Source organism: Opitutus sp. sgz309028 (assembly GCF_059821195.1).
In genome coordinates this window covers 1229640-1246164 of record NZ_JCAMRR010000001.1, presented here as the reverse complement: position 1 = coordinate 1246164, position 16525 = coordinate 1229640, and the positions used below count along the sequence as shown (strand labels likewise).

6 protein-coding genes are annotated in these 16525 nt (G+C 65.7%); 5 read left to right on the top strand and 1 reads right to left on the bottom strand.

The window, feature by feature from the left end:
- Positions 1-9: 9 nt before the first annotated feature.
- Positions 10-4578, bottom strand: coding sequence for an MBG domain-containing protein (locus AC6RV7_RS04785; RefSeq protein WP_500092764.1), 4569 nt, complete (start codon positions 4576-4578; stop codon positions 10-12).
- 148 nt (positions 4579-4726) lie between these two features.
- Between AC6RV7_RS04785 and AC6RV7_RS04780 the strand changes: the two genes are divergently transcribed.
- The 5 genes from AC6RV7_RS04780 to AC6RV7_RS04760 all read left to right on the top strand — a co-directional run bounded on the left by AC6RV7_RS04780 (position 4727) and on the right by AC6RV7_RS04760 (position 16520).
- Positions 4727-8629 carry an ATP-binding protein gene (locus tag AC6RV7_RS04780; RefSeq protein WP_500092763.1) on the top strand — a complete coding sequence of 1301 codons (3903 nt, stop codon included), beginning with the start codon at positions 4727-4729 and terminating at the stop codon, positions 8627-8629.
- The gene (locus AC6RV7_RS04775; RefSeq protein WP_500092762.1) at positions 8626-9531 is read left to right on the top strand and encodes a response regulator; all 906 of its coding nucleotides are present in this window, start codon (positions 8626-8628) and stop codon (positions 9529-9531) included. Before AC6RV7_RS04780 ends, AC6RV7_RS04775 begins: the two co-directional genes overlap by 4 nt.
- 525 nt (positions 9532-10056) lie before the next feature.
- Complete coding sequence (locus tag AC6RV7_RS04770) at positions 10057-14067, top strand: immunoglobulin domain-containing protein (RefSeq protein ID WP_500092761.1); 4011 nt, start codon at positions 10057-10059, stop codon at positions 14065-14067.
- Positions 14068-14195: 128 nt separating this feature from the next.
- Positions 14196-15542, top strand: coding sequence for an FAD-dependent thymidylate synthase (locus AC6RV7_RS04765; RefSeq protein ID WP_500092760.1), 1347 nt, complete (start codon positions 14196-14198; stop codon positions 15540-15542).
- Positions 15543-15707: 165 nt separating this feature from the next.
- Positions 15708-16520, top strand: coding sequence for an endonuclease/exonuclease/phosphatase family protein (locus AC6RV7_RS04760; RefSeq protein WP_500092759.1), 813 nt, complete (start codon positions 15708-15710; stop codon positions 16518-16520).
- The last annotated feature ends 5 nt before the right edge of the window (positions 16521-16525 follow it).

Below are 16525 nucleotides of genomic sequence, written 5' to 3'. Positions count from 1 at the left end.
TGGGTCCGGTCACAGGCTCCCGTTATACAATCCCTGCACGACGTTTTTGATGGCACTCGTCACCTCACGGGAGATCTCGCCTCTGGTCCTGGCGGTGAGGGAGTCCGTCCCCTTCGGCAGAGCGTAAGCCTGGAGAAACTGTTCGGGGGTGGCATCCCGCGGAAGAATTCGGAGCGCCGCAATCTCCCGTGCCAACTCGTTTCCTGCTTCCATGAGTTGCGTTCCGCCGTGGCCGGTGGTGATGACCCCGGCGGCTATGATGGAGCTGACGTCGGTAGCGGAAGCGTCGGGCGATTGTGATTTGTAGCGCGCTACGATTTCGGCGGCCTGCTTGAGCTTCGGTGCGTTGAGTTCGTCGATGATTGCCGGCAGCAGCTTGGCCATCCCGGGCAACAGCTCCGTGTTGTTATCAAGGCAACGTTGAAAAGCACGGTAGAGGGTGGTCGCGACCTGGTCCCGTGCGCCTGGCCGATTCGCGTCGGCGTCCATCATGAGCTGATTGACGTTCGTTTCTCCGCTGGAACCCACCAGCCCCAATCCATCGGTCACGGCATCCGCCAGAATTCCTCCGAATTTTACCTTCACGCCGGTGGTCGGGGAAAAGTGGAGGAGGTCGCTTTTGTTCAGGTCAGAGAGGTTGAAACTGCCATTGATGATGAGGCCGCCGTCAGTGACGACGGTAGAGGCATCGAGTTTGGTGAGGTCGAGTGGCGATGAGTTGAGCCTGAGCGTGCCGTCCACCAGCGAAATATCATAGACCGCCTGCGGATGGCCGGAGGTGAGGGGGTCGAATTCGAGGACGGGGCGGATCACATAATCGCCGGCGGGGGTGCGCGACGAGAGGCTCACGGGCGTGAGCGTGGGGATGCCGTCCTTCATCGATTTCTGATAAACCTGATATCGGATCTCGAATGGGGGACCGCCCGCCACCGTGCTGCCGGTCAACGTGCTCGTGAATGGCGGGATGACTCCCGTCAGGGTCGCGAGATCGTTCGCGGTGATGGTGAGCGGCCGGCGCGTAACGGTCACGGAGCCGTTGACGACCTCCGTCACCACGTAGTTCTGGGCGGTCCCGGTGCTGATGAAGCCGATCTCGTAATTGCCCGGCGACGGACTGGGGGGAAATTCGCGCCCGAGTCTGACGCCGCTCAGCACCGCTGCCGTATCCGTGCCGACCAAGCCACTGACGGAGTAGCTCAAGGTCGGGAGGGGATCGCCATAGTAGAGGGTCACGTGTTCGCCGTGCAACGTGAGCGGGGCGGGGGCGATGGTGAGTTGGCCCGGCACGGTGCGAGTGATCTCGTAATTCTGCGCGGTGCCGGCGGCGGTGACGTCGAAAGAATAAGTGCCCGCGGGGGTTCCCGTGAAGAAGGCCTCGCCGAACGCGATGGTAATGCCCGCGAGCTCCGCCGCCGCTGGGGCTCCGTTGGGACCCGTCACCGTATAGCCCAAGGCGGGAATGGGACTGCCATAGACCGCGGTGAGGTTGCGGCCTTCCAGCGTGAGCGGCGCGCGACCCACCGTAAGCGCCGTGGCATTGGTCGGCGCCTGCGCGAACACGTAGTTGCCACGATTGACCGACAATCCGGAGCCGTTGATGGCGTAGGCGCCGACATTGCTGGTGGTGGTGGCGGGTGAGGCCCACACCAGCGTGCCGCTTGTGGCACTGGCGAGCGTTTCGCCGTTGACGAAGCCGGTCACGCTGCCGCTGAAGAGCGGATTCGTGAGGCCGTAAATCCGCGAAGCTGCGTCGGCGACGTAGGTGAGCGTTGCCGGCGTGATCGTGAGGGTCGCGGGAACGGTCGTGATCGCGTAGTTCGGCACGCCGCTCGCGCCGCTGGCGCCAATCTCGTAGTCGCCGACCGGCGAGGTGGCGGTTGCAGTGGTGCCCCAGGCATAACCGGTCAGCACCGCGGGCGTATCGCCGTTGCGAAACCCGGTGAACGTCGGGATGAACTCCGGGTTCGCGGCGCCGTAAGTGCGCGTGGCGTTGACGAAGGCGACGGTGAGCGGGGCCCGGTCGATCGTGAGTCTGGAGTAGTTGGCCAGCGCATCCTGGAAAACGTAATTGCCGAAGTTCGCGGTCAGGCCGCCGCCGAGGATGGCATATTCTCCTGCGTTGCTGGCGGTCGTGGCGGAAGACGTGAAGGTCAGCGTGCCATTCGTCGCGGTGGCCAGCGTGTCGCCGGCGACGAAGCCCGTCACCGTGCCGCTGAACGCTGGATTGGCGTCACCGTAGAGGCGGCTCGCGGGATTCGCGACGTAGGTCAACGTCACCGGGTCGATGCGCAGCGTGCCGTTAACGTAGACGAGGGAGTGCGTCGCGGACGCCGCCCCCGACGGCACGATGGTGTAGGTGCCGACATTCGTGTGCCCGCCTTCCTGAATGCTGAACGTCGGCAGCATCGTGAGATCGGAAGCCGTGCCGCCGGCATAGGAAGCGGTGAAGGTCGGATCGGCTTCGCCGTAGAGCTTGATAAAATCGTTGGCCGAGATCGTGAGCGTGAGCGTCGGTCCGCCGCCGGTGGCATGGTAGAGCACCAGCGTGACCGCGGCGTTCGGGTCGTTCGGATAGCCCACCCCGTCGACTTGCGTGTAGCCGGTCAGGCCGCCGAGCGTGAAGGCGCCGTCGACGGCCGAAGTATAGAGCAGCTTGCGGCCCGTCCCCGCGAGCAGGTCGGCGCCCGCTTCGTTGATGAGCACGCCTCCAGTCGAAGCGAGTTTCGTGCTGCCGGAAGCGGTGATGACGCTGACATCGGTGTTGTCGTTGCGCATCGTCAGGTCGCCGGCGGAGGAGAACGTGACCTCGTTCGCGGCGCCGATCATCGCGGAAACCGCCATCGCGGTCCCGCTGTGCACGGCGACGTTGCCCGTGAAGTCGATCGCCTGTGGATCGGCCGAGTCCGTGTTGAGGACGAACTGGGCGATGGCGTTGGCTGGATTCGTGGCCGTGAACGACGTCTTCGGGCCGAAGCCATCGAAAACCAACGCCGCGGTTGAAACCGGACCGCTCAAGGTGGTGATGGGGAAGCTCGCAACGCGGATGCGCGACGCGGCGATCGTGGCGCCCGCCGCGGTGGTCAGGCTCGTGCCGGCGGCGCTGCCCCCGTGGAAAAATGTCAGCGTGCCGTTCGCCACGTTGGCGAGGGAGACGGTCGCGTTGATCGCGATCGTGCTGGCGGAGAAACTCAGTCCGACGCCCGGCGTGCCACCGGCGGCCACCACGACCGGTGCGTTCACCGTGAGGGTGTCCGCCGCGCTCAGATGGACGCTGTTGTTCGCCAACAAAGCGACGAGATTGTCGGCGCCAAAGTCATGATCTCCCGGGTCGGCGGCCTCGGACCAGGTGACCGGCGGGCCGTTCACGAGTCCTGGAGGTTCCGCCGTGGTGCCGGCGACGATCGTGATATTGTCCGGATCGAGCAGCAAGGTCCCGCGTCGGCCGGCGGCCGCGGAAAGATCGGACGTGCCGGCGAAGGCGAGGGTGCGTTTGCCCGAGACCTCCGCGAAACCGCCATCGCCGCCCGCCCCGCCGCCGCGCGCCGACAATGCGCCGGAATACCGCGTCGTGTGGTCGGCCCATACAATCACGCGGCCGCCGTTGGCGGAGGCTGCGGCGGCATCGGCATCGAGTGACGCCGTGGCGGCGATCCGCGTGTTGGCGGCATTCGCGACCGCGGTGTTTTTTCCCTGATAATCGCCCCCGACGAGAATCTCGCCCCCTGCGCCGTCGGCGTCGCGGGCGATGGCGGAACCGGCGACCGCAACATTGCCGCCCGCCGCGGTGAGCAGGATGCGACCGTCGGGCCGGCGCTCGATGCCCGTGGCCTTGATCACCCCGGAGTGGTTGACCGCGAGATCGTAGAGACTGCCACCGGCGGCCTCGAGCTGCGCCTGCGCCGCGGCGATGACGCCGGAATTATCGACGCCCACGTTCGCGGCGGCCTCGGCGGATGCGCGGGACAGATTCGTCTTGATCACGAAGGTCGGTGCGTCCGGCGAAGCGAGATAAACGTCCGTGCCCGCGCCGAGGCCCGCCGTGCCGTTGGCCGCGGAGATATCGCCGGCGTTTTTCACGGTGTGCGCGAGCAGCAGCACGTTGCCTTCGCGGGCGGTGATCTGGCCGAGGTTGACGATGCCCGCGGTGGAATCGCCCTTGAGCGTCAGCGCGCCAGCTTTCAGGAAGTCCGCGTCCGCGACATCGAGCGTCGACGCGAGAAACGCCGCCGTGTCGATCGTCGCGCCGGCGCCGACGAGGATGCCGTTGCGGTTGATGAGAAAGAGCCCTCCGTCGGCCTTCAGCGCGCCGAGCAACCGGGACGGATCATTGCCGACCACACGCGCGAGCATCGCGGCGTCGGCGCCGTTTTGCGCGATGTGCAGTAGCTCGCCGCGGCCGAGGTTGAAGGACTCCCAGTTCATGATCGCGTGGCGGGACGCCTGCGTGAGCGTCATCGCGCCGCCGGCTTGCGCGACGGAGACCTCGCCCGCGATCACCCGGCCTCCGGTCGGCAGGGCGTAGCCATGAGGCAGCACCGCGAGAAAACAAGCAGCCGAAAACGCCGTCGGAAATGCCACGGCGTCGCAAAGACGCCGGAGAGAGCAACGCGGGACCATGGCCCGTTTTAACAGCTGGTGGCAAAACCCGCCATCGCCCTAACGGGTGAGGCCGCGCACCGCGCGGTTGCATCCCGTCCCCGGAACGCTCTGCTCGCAACGCTCCGCCATGCTGCGCCTCTCCCGCCCGCTCCGTGTCGTTCGTGCGCTTGCGCTGCTCTCGCTCGCATGGTCCGCCGTCGCGCAAGCGGCCACGCGAGACGAAGTCGGCCGGCCGATCCTGCGCGAACTTACCGCGGCGGAGTTTCCGACCTCGCAGCCGGTTTACCACGGAGCGCGCGGACCCGATGGTGTCCTTTATTTCGCGTCGTCGAGCCGCATCCTCGAATACGATGGCCATCGTGTGCGCGAGATTGACGTGCCCGACACGATGCGCGGCGGATTGCTCAACAGCATCGCCGTCGACGCCGCGGGCCGGGTGTTCTTTGTCACCAGCAATCACATCGGCCTGGCCGAGCGCGATGCTCGCGGCGAATGGGCGACGCGCGTGGTGAGCGGCACTCTCCAGATTCCGGCTCGCGAATTCGGCGGCATCGAAGGACCGGCGATCAGCGACCGCGGCGTTTGTTTTGCCAGCACCCGGCACGTCGCGCGCTGGGATGCGGGGCAATGGACCGTTCTCGCGATGCCCGAGGGCCGCGACGCGAAAGCCTGCCTCAGCGATGGCCGCGTGGCGCTTGTTCAAAGCAACGACCACCAGCTCTTCCGCGTCGACGCCGACACCCTGGTCCCCGTCGCTGAACTCCGCGGGGTCTCCGCGCGCGCAAAAATGATTTTCCTCGATCGCCTGCCCGACGGCCGGCTCCGCGTGGTGCTCAACGACGGATCGGTCCTCGCGATCGAAGGCGATTCCACGTTGAAACTCGCGCAAACGCCGCGCGCGCTCTCGGCGGCAGGGTTGCCCAACGGCGCGCTCGCCGTCGCCACGGCGAATGAAGGACTGTTCTTTTACGATGCCGGCGGCGACGCGTGGGCCACGCTCGGCCTGGAGGAGGGATTGCCTTCCTCCCGCTCGCCGCGGCTCCTCGCCGGAGAAGACGGTCGACTCTGGGTGGCGAGCGCATCGGCCCTCGCATTGATCGACGGGCTGCCCGCGGCCACCCGCTTCGATCGGACAACGGGACTGCGCGGCGCGCCGATCGGCGCAGTCGTCCGCTACGACGGCGTGATGCATGTCGCCAGCGACGACGGCATTTATCGCAGCGAGTTCACCGCCAACGGCGGCGTTCGCTTTCGCCGGATCGCCGGACTCGAAGGCGGCTCCAGGAGCCTCCTGCGCGCCGGTGGCGCCCTTCTCGCCGGCGGCCGTGACGGCATCTACGCGTTGCGCGGCGAAGCGTTCGTCCGCATCGCGAGCACCTCCCAACCGGTGAACATCCTTGCCGCCGCACCGGACGACCCGCGCTACGTTTATTATGGCACGAATCAAGGAGTCGGCCGTCTCCGCCACGCCGATGAAACCTGGGAAGATGACGGCCTCCACGACCAGCTCGCCGAAGCGTGGTCGCTCGCACCGCTCGCCGGCGATGTCCTTTGGATCGGGCGGGCGCGACGAACTCTGCTCCGCGCCGTCCCGGCCTCTCAAAACCAGACGCCACCCGCTCCCGACGGCACGGAGATGAGCATGACCAGCCTCCTCACCAGCCGGCGGGCGAACGCATTCTCGCGGGCCTTTTCGTTGCAGGAATTTGAAAGTGGCATCGCGCTCCCCTCCGGGATCAATCGCCTGCAGATCGTTCGCTGGGGGCAGGACGCCTTGCTCGTTTCTGAAGCGGGACTGCACCGTTTCGATCCCGTTGCCCAAAACTTCAGCGCGCTGCCCCAGCAGGATTGGGCGCACGGATATCACGCGGCGCACCTGACCCCGATTTCTCCCGACCGTGCGTGGGTGGCGTTACGGCTAGCCGCCGGCGATGACTCCGACGCCTGGCCGTGGCGGGTGGTGGAGATCTCGCGGGAGGGCGCGCTCATCCGCCAGCTTCCGGCGAGTGTCCTCTCCGGCATCGAAGGGATCGCCGCCCTTTTTTATGAACGCACCGCCGCGGATGAGGTGCTCTGGGTCGGCGGACGCGAGGGTTTGCTCCGCGTCGATCTCACCCGGCTGCCGTTGCCGGCTCCGGCACCCCACGTCGTGCTTCATCCCGGGCCGAGCGACTTCTTTGTCCACGATGGCAGTTCGTTTCCGGCCGACGCGCGAACGCTGCGTTTCGAGTTCAGCGTGCCAGCGGCCGCGGGCCGGCGCATCGCGTATCAAACGCGGCTCGGCGCGTCCGACGCGCCCTGGTCCGAGTTCTCCGGTCAACACGCGGTCGAGCTGCCGCGGCCGCCGCCCGGCGGGCATGTGTTCACGGTGCGCGCGCGCAATGCCGACGGAGTCATCGGGCCGGAAACATCGTTGGCGTTCACGATCCCGCCGCCGTGGTGGCGGACGCCTTGGGCGTGGCTCGGCTATGCCGCCGCCGCCGCCGCCGCGATCGCCGGGCTGCTCCGCTGGCGCCTGCGGGCGATTCGCCGGCGCAATGTCGTTCTCGAGCATCTGGTCACCGAGCGGACGGAGAAACTCCGCGCGAGCGAGCAGGGCCTCCTGCAGGCGAAGGAGTCCGCCGAGGCCGCGAATCGCGCGAAGAGCACGTTTCTGGCAAACATGAGCCACGAGCTGCGCACGCCGTTGAACGCGATCCTCGGATACGCGCAGATCATGCACCGCGAGAGCGCCGGCGACCCGCGCAATGCGCGCCGGCTCGAACTCGTGACGCGCAGCGGCGAACACCTGCTCCAGCTCATCAACGACCTGCTGGACCTCTCCCGCATCGAGGCCGGTCGCATCGATCTGCAATTGAGACCTTGCGCCCTGCGTCGCCTGGTGGCGGAACTCGCCGAACAATTCCAGGCGCGGGCCGCGCAAAAGGGGCTCGGTTTCGATCATCACCAACCCACCCCGCTGCCCGAGTGGGTGCTCGCCGACGAGCACCGGCTCCGCCAGGTCCTCACGAACCTCCTCGGCAACGCGATCAAGTTCACCGAGACCGGCGAAGTGGCGCTGGCGGCCGCCGCGCAGCCGTCGAACGGCGCGGTCCGTTTCGAGGTGCGCGACACCGGGATCGGGATCGCCGGCGAGGATCTGCCGAGAATCTTTGCGCCTTTCCAGCAGGCGGCGTCGGCGGCGCTCGCTGCCCAGGGCGCCGGCCTGGGCCTCGCGATCAGCGAGCGGCTCGTCAACCTCATGGGCGGCCGGCTCCACGTTGAAAGCCAGCCCGGCGCCGGCACGCGTTTCTGGTTCGAGGTGCAGTTGCCGCCGAGCGATCCGCCCGCGCTCGCGTCCGACGCGCCGCGCATCGTCACCGGATATCGCGGACCGCGCCGACGCGTGCTCGTCGTCGATGACGAAGCGAACAATCGCGAACTCCTGCGCGACCTGCTGGGCGGGCTCGGCTTCGGCGTGGTCGAGGCCGACGGCGGCCTCCAGGCCCTCGCAGCGTGCGAGCATGAGTCGTTCGATCTTGCGCTCGTCGATCTGCGCATGCCCGCGATCGACGGGCTCACGCTGATCCCGCGACTCGCTGCCGCGGCGCATCCGCCCCAGCGCGTGGTCGCGCTCTCCGCGAGTGTGTTTCCCATCGATCGCACCCAGGCGGTCGCCGCCGGCGCGGACGATTTTCTGCCGAAGCCGATTCACGAACCGACGCTCTTCGCGGCGCTCGAGCGTTTGTTGGGCCTCGAATGGACACACGCCAGCGGGAGGCCAGAGCCTGCGCCGCGCGGCTCGAACGCGCCCTGGGAACAGCTGCCGCTTCCTTCGCGCCCGGCGTTGACGGAACTGCTCGCGCTCATTGACGGTGGCGACGTCCTCGGACTCGAGGAAAAGCTCCGCGCGCTGCGGGCCAGCGATCCGGCGAGCGCGCCTTTCCTCGACCGCCTCGCCGCGCTGGCGGCCAATTATCAGATGGCGACGTTAAGCGAAGTTGTTCGCCATGCCACCGCGCGCGAATCTGTTTCGAGCTCCACGAAATGAAAACGATTCTGCTCGTCGATGACAACCCGGCCAACCTCGGCGTGCTGATCGAGCTGTTGCGGAATTCCGGTTACCAGCTGCGCGTGGCGGAGAGCGGCGAGCGGGCGCTGGTGCAGTTGCGGCACACGCCGGTCGACATCGTGCTGCTCGACGTGATGATGCCCGGTATCGACGGATTGGAGACATGCCGGCGCCTGAAGGCCGATCCGGCGTGGGCGGATCTGCCGGTGATCTTCATGACGGCGCTCGACGACGTGGTCGACAAAGTCGCGGGCTTCGCCGCCGGCGCGGTCGACTACATTCCGAAGCCGCTCCAGCCGGAGGAGGTGCTCGCGCGTGTGCGGACGCACCTGCGTCTGCGCGAGTTGCAGACGGAGCTCGAGGAGCGCAATGAGCAACTCGACGCCGCGATCCGTCTGCGACTCTCCGCCGAACAGGCATTGTCCGATTCGCTTGATCGCGCCGTGATCGTGGTCGATCGCCATGACGGGGTGGTCTTCTGCACGAAGGCGGCGTCGCGACTGCTGGCCCGCCATTTTCCCGGTGCCTCCGTGGATCGCGTGCCCGCGGGCCTGCGCCTCGCGCCCGCGAACGGCATCCCGCTGCGTGTGGTCCCGGTGCTACCGTCGAACGGCAGCGACTTCCAGCTCCTCGCGCTCGAGCCGACCCGGCCGGCGCCGCGCGCCGCCGATCTCGAGTCGCTCGGGCTGACGCCGCGCGAGGCGGAGGTGCTGTTCTGGATCGCACAAGGGAAGAGCAACCCGGAAGTCGCGGTGATCCTCGAAACATCGATCAACACCATCAAGTCGCATTCCCAGCGGATTTTCGAAAAACTCGGCGTCGAAACGCGGACGGCCGCAGCGCTGACCGCGGCGAAACGGCTCGGCCAGCCGCTGGGTTGAATGTGATGCGCAGCGCGTATCACCGAAGGCAGGCAGGCTCGGAGGCCTGCCGCCGCTACGCGAGCCCGACGGACGAACGTCCGGCTCAACCAAAGGTTGGCCCCGGGCTATTCCCGTCTTGCGACTTCGGCGGGTCTTTGCGGCCATGACGTCGCATGAGAGGCGGAAAGTCCGTCGAGGGGGACATCGGTTTAAGAATTTGAAGCCAATGTCGGGCCGCAAAGAGGCACAAACGACGCAAGAGCAGAAGATACAGCCAGTTATTTTGGGCGCTTTATGCCTTTTTGCAGCTATAGCTTGATTGATCTGCTCTGGAAACTGATCTGCCCGGAAAGATGCGGGGGGGGAATTGTCGCCGGTCAGGCTGCCGCCGCAATCAGTGAACTGCCAGCCGTAGGCCGCGCAGATGGCAGCGGCGGTGGTGGCGGCATAAGTGGAGCCGCTTCGCCGTTTGTGCAGATTTGATGCCCTCGGCGGATCGAGGTCATTGCTTGCAGTAAGGTGGCGATAGCGTTGGATTCTCGCATGTTCGCAGCCTTTGTTCGTTCGTGCCGGTTGTTCCGGTTCTATTACGGGTTATGCGCTGCGGCGCTCCCTTTGTCGGCGCAGACAGGACTCGATCTATGGACCGCGCGCAGCGGCCCGGGACCTGAGAGCGCACTCCGTGATGTCGTCGGCAGCGGCCAACTTTTTGTTGCCGTGGGTGAGAGAGGGACGATTTTGACGAGTTCCGATGCAGTAAGTTGGACCCTGCGCGATTCCGGTGTGATACAGTCGCTGGACGGTGTAGCTTGGAGCGGCAGTCTTTTCGCTGCCGTTGGAGCGGGAGGCTCGATCGTGACAAGTCCCGATGGTGTCGCGTGGACGAAGCGTGTTTCGGGCACGATTACGGACGATTTCCATGATCTCGCGTGGGGAGGGGGGCAATTTGTGGCGGTTGGACGCTCTTCGGGCGCGGTCTATCCGCATGCAGCGAAGATCATGACGAGCGAGGATGGCGTGAATTGGGTGAACCGCACCGTCGCTTCCACGAGCTATCTGACAGGCGTCGCATGGAACGGCTCATTGTTTGTCGCCGTAGGCCCGATGGGCACGATCTTGACGAGCCCCGATGGTGCGGTTTGGACGGCTCAAGCGTCGCCGGTGCAAAGTCTCGTGGACGTCTTCGCCGGCGGGAGCCGGATGGTGGCGGTCAGCGGCTTCGGCGAGTCCCTGACGAGCACTGACGGCGTGAACTGGACGCGAAGCACGGAGTTTCGCGAGCAGAACCTTCTCGGAGTGGCGTGGACTGGAAGCTATTTTGTCGGAGTTGGCTCGGGTGGTTTGATCCTGTCCAGTGCCGATGGGCTGACGTGGCTTAAAAGGGCATCGGGGACCCAAGAGATGCTTTCCAGCGTCGTGTGGAGCGGCGGGCAGTTGGTTGCTGTTGGGAGCAAGAGCACGATCTTGACGTCTGTTCCGTCGATGGTTGCTCCAACCATCACGCTTCAGCCGCAGAACCAGACCGTGGTGGCGGGCACCGCGGCGAATTTCTCCATCGACGCCAGCGGTCCGGATCGACTCCGCTATCAATGGCAGAAAAACGGCCAGGATATCCCGGGGGCGACAGGCGCCACGCTTACGTTGAACGGAGTTTCTAGCGCGGATATTGCCGGGTATCGCGTCTGGGTCATCAATGGGGCCCACGGTGTTGTCTCACAGTCTGCGACGCTCGCGCTGCAATTCACCGCCGCTCCTATGCCCGCGCCCACCGAGGACTCCCACGTGGTCCAAGGCCTCTCGCTCTACGACATGGTGTGGAACGGCCGGCAGTTTTTGGCGGTGGGCGAGAAAGGGGCGATCATAACCAGTGCAAATGGGATCGCGTGGGACCGACGCCGGTTGAGTGTCGACCACGACCTACGCGGCGTGGCGTGGAGTGGAAGTCTCTTTGTCGTCGTCAGCGAACGAGGACTCCTGCTGACGAGTTCCGACGGAGTCCTGTGGACCGCCCGATCGGTCGGAGGAATCGAACAGCTCCAGGATGTGATCTGGTCGGGCACCCGGTTCGTGGCCGTGGGAGCCGACAAGGACTACTTGGGTGGGGCGCTGGTGGCGACCAGTCCCGACGGATTCCAGTGGACATCTCGGACCGTCGGCGAGGTTGGCAGCTTGTTTTGCTCGGTGGCGCAGGTGGGAAGCCAGCTTGTCGCGGTGGGCTATCCTTATCTTGTGGCAACAAGCCCGGACGGCTTGACTTGGACCTCGCGCAACTTGAGCAGTTCGGGGTCGTTTTCAGCGGTCGCAACGAATGGGCAGGTCCACGTGCTCGCTGGCTCGAATGCAGATGGCTTGCCGAGCCTGTTCACGAGCACAGACGCGATCAATTGGACGGGACAGACTTCGACGCCGGGAGATTTTTACGACGTGGTTTGGGCAGGCTCCCAGTTCGTTGCTGCGGGAGATAACGGCGTTCTCGCCACCAGTTCAGACGGCACGACATGGGTGGCGCGTAGCTCCCGCACGGCGAATTTTCTCTCGGGTATCGCTTGGAACGGATCGCTCTACGTCGCCGTCGGCGGCAGAGGCGCGATTGCAACGAGCCGCGACGGAGCCACATGGATCAGCCAGAGCTCCGCCACTTGGAAAAATCTGGTGTCCGTCGCAACGGGCATGGGAACCATCGTGGCGGTGGGAGAGAACTCGATTGTGACGAGTTCCAACCGCACGCGTTGGAGTAGTCGCGCTGCCGATCCAGCGGCTCGGCTGACGAGCGTCGCACGAAGCAACTGCCTCTTTGTGGCGGTAGGAAAATACGGGACGATCAAGACTAGCGCGGATGGCGAGACATGGACGACCCGGCTTTCGGCCGGGAACTATGATCTCACCGACGTCGTGTGGAGCGGCACTCAGTTTGTCGCGGTCGGCACGACATTTGGGGGACCGGCGCGGATTCTGACCAGTTCGGACGGCCTTACGTGGACGAGCCGGGATGCCCACTCCACCGCGCCGCTCCAAGCCGTCGCCTGGGGTAACGATCGCTTCGTCGCCTTTGGAACGGACGGTGAGGTGCTGACCAGCTCCGATGGGGTCACATGGGTCAGGGAAGCTGCGAGCGTGTATGTTACGAACGCGGCTTGGAGCGGGACCGTGTTTGTCGGCGTGGGGGGCTACGGAAGTGTTGTTACCAGCGCCGATGGAGTTGCTTGGACGAAACAGTCTCTCGCGGAGACCGGCTATTTGAACGACGTGGTGTGGACCGGTTCGCAGTTTGTCGCGGTGGGGGACGTGGGGCGCATCTTCACGAGTCCGGACGGCAGCGTGTGGACGGAGTGTTTTGCAGGCGCGATTCAGGAGACGCTCGACGGAGTTGCCTGGACAGGCACGCACATCGTCGCAGTCGGCGAACGGGGCGGGATCTTCAGCGCGAAGCTTGCCGGGACCGCCCCGGTGATCCTGCAACAGCCGGTTTCGGTCGCCGTGGTATCGGGAGCAAGGATTCAATTGTCGGTGACGGCCTCCAGCCTGGCTGCCCTCTCTTATCAATGGCGGCGAAATGGCATCCCCATCGAAGGCGCGACCGCTGCGAGTTTCGTGATCAACGCCGCCGCGCCGTCCGATATTGGACGTTACGACGTGATCGTCGCCGATGCCCAGGCAAGCCTGCTCTCCCGGGCCGCTACGCTCGGGGTTTCCTCGGACACAAAAGCCATTGGTAGCGGGACCGAGGTGGGGCCGGATATCTTGCATCCGAACGGCAAAACTTTCGACCAAGTCCTGCTCACCGGCGCGACCGGAGCGATCACGGCGGACTGGACCTCGGGCCAGGTAACACGCACGTCGTTCATCGATCTCGACGACGATATTGTTCAGGTGGAGTTCAGTGGCCCCGGCACGCTGTCGCTCGTGCTCGACGCGGCGACGGCGCCGGCGCGACCGGCGAACTACAATCAAACCATCGACTACGTGAAGGGTCACGCGGGCATCATCATCACGGGTGCGGACGAGCGCACGAATGTCTCGGTATTCACCGTCGGCCGAGCCACGGCGTTCGATCCGACGGGCGCGTTCAATTTTCTGCTGCCGATCAGCGCGACCAACGATCCGGCCCAAAACGGCTCGCCGCTTTTCCTGGGGCATGACGCAACGGTTTACGATGGCATCGCTGACATTGCGTATATCGCGATCACGAGCACCAACGGCAAATTTGGCGGTGTCCGCACCGCCAACACGCACTATTTCGCGAACAGAGGGCTCGCGGGCGTTTACGCGCCGAGCGTCGCGTTTACCGGTCCGATTTTTATCGGTGACCTCACCGCATTCGACACCGCTCTGCCGGTGATCGTCACGGGCTCGGTCGCCGACGTGCGCATCACGGGCGGCGACTTGTTACAGGACAATGGCCAGCCAGTCGAGGTGAGTGGCCTGTTGAAATTGAAGTTCACCGATGGCTTGACCTCAGGTGGCGAACATCTGCCGGCGCGGGCGAATCAAGCGAGGTTGGAGGAGGCCGCCGTCGACGTGACGGACGCCATTGTCGAGAACCCCGCGCCTTGATGGTCAGGACCGGCTCGCGGGCGCAGTAAACCCCGATCCAATACGGCCGTGGCAAATGCCGCCTGCCGCCGCCCAATCGATTCCCTTCTTGCGCCTTTGGCGCGGGTTTGCGGCCATGACGTCGCCGCATGAGAATCACCGGACTTGCCCTCGTCCCGCCGCCGACCGCCGCCGATTTGCCCAAAGTCACGCCGGAACTCCTCGCGTCCGTGCTCGCGCGCTATTCGCGCAGCAACGAGGGGATCGAGACGATTCTCTCGAAGGTCGATCTCGCTAACCCCGACGCCTCCATCGATCGCATCCTCAAGTTCGTCGATTACGGTCACGCCTCGATCGGCGGACTGACCGGCGGCCTCGCGATCGCCCTCGACGGCGTCTCGATGTGGCTCGCCTACAAGATCTTTGAAATCGCGACGATGGCCGACGGACAGGAGTCGAGCACCCGCTACATCGCGATGGACGCCTCGAGCCTGCCGACGCCGGCGGAACTCGGCGTCCCTGAAGACCTCGCCGGTCGCTGGCACGAGGTCATGACCGCGGCGTTCGCGTCCTACCATTCCGAATACGCGCGACTCGATGCGCTCGCGACGGCCGACCCGTCGCTCGTGCGCCTGCCGCCGGACGCGAAGCCCGCCGTCGTCACCCGCCTGCGCAAGAACTATGCGCTCGATCGCGCCCGTTACTTCATCCCGTTCGCGACGCGCACCAATCTCGGTCTCGTCCAGTCCTCGCGGATGTGGGCGACGACGGTGAAGCAACTCGACTCGCTGCCGCACCCCGAGGCGCGCGCCGCGGCGAAACTGATCCGCGACGAGCTTCTCAAACAGTCGCCACGGCTCATGCGCCACAGTTTCGCGGAAAAATCCTACACCGCCCAAGCCGAGCAGGAGCTGGCGACGAGCGTGCAGCTCGGGCTCGAGCGTCTGTCCGCCTCGCCGCTCGCGGACGATTGCTGGGTGCATGTCGATCGCGCGACGCCGCCGTGGCTGCCTGAGACGCAGCCGGTCGCCGAGTCGCTGCGCCACCGCACGAATCGCTACGGCTACCAAGGCAGCGCGACGCGTCGCATGCGGGTGGCGTTCGCCTGGAACAATCTCGCCCTCGCCGAGCTTCGCGATCTCAACCGCCATCGCACCGGCCACCGTTACACGCCTGTGATCCAGGCTGGCTTTTACCTGCCGCCCGAGATCCAGCACGCGAGCCACGCCGCGCTGCTGAATTCGCAGCTGGAGCTGACGCGCGAGCTGTTGCGGCGCGGTTCGCCGGCCTACGTCTACTCGCTCCTGCTCGGGGCGCAGACGCCGTTCGAGCACAGCACGCACGCCGACAAGTTCATCTACGAAGCCGAGCTGCGCACGGGTATGGGCGCGCATTTCCGCTACGCCGAACATTTGAGCGCCGCGTTGAAAGGTTTCTTCGCGCAAGTGCCCGAAGCGCGCGACTGGGTCGTCGAGGGCACCGCGGAGCCGGAGTAAGACGGGGCGGAACGCGCGACTTTACACGTCGCTGACAGGAATGAGGTTGCGGCACGTTCCGGCAGGGGCTTGCTTCGGCCTCACGCGCATGAAGTTGTCCGGTTCAATCCTTCCCGCCGTTCCTGACCGTGGCAATTCCCTCCGCGGCGGCTCCGTGGATCGTCCATGGCATCGTGTCGTGAGACCGGCATGAGCACGTTTCGCGTCCTGCAACTCAACATGCAATTCGGCCAGCGGTGGGATGCCGCCGACCCCGATCGCGCGCCGATCGATCTCGAGGCCACGATCGCGGAGATCCAGCGGCACCGGGCCGACATCGTGCTGCTGCAGGAGGTCGAGCAGGCGCAGCCGGGGGGCGCGCAGGTGCATCCGCCTTTCAACTACACGCGGCTCGCCGCCGCCCTGTCCGGCTACGACAGCTGGTTTTCCTATCCGAAGGCGGATCCGCGCGAACTGCCGTTCGGGATCGGCCTCGCGATCTTTTCGCGCACGCCGCTGCGCGATCGCACGCGGCGCGACCTGCCGTCGCCGCCGATCGAGTTCACCTTCGACGGTCGCCGCACCACCCCGACGGATCGCCTGTTGATCGGCGCGCGCACGACGGTGGGTGGCCGCGATATCCAGCTTTTCAATACTCACCTGCTGGCGTTCTTCATGCTCGGAGCCTCGAGCGAGGAGCATCGGGGCCAGCGCGACCTGCTCGCGACGGAGCTTGGGGCGTCGCGGCTGCCGACCTTGCTGACCGGCGATTTCAACGTCAGCCGGCACGGATCGCTCGTCGCGCAGTTGGCGCGGAGCGGTTTCTCGACCGTGCAGGAGCGCGCGGTCACGTGGCGGCGGCGGCCCTACGTGCTCGACCACATCTTCTACAATGCGCCCCTGCGGCCGGTGTGGCATGCGGTCGAGCCCACGCTGGCGAGCGATCATCACGCGCTCGTGGCGGATTTCGAATTTGCGGTTGCTGCCGGGGGCGTTTGAGTCGC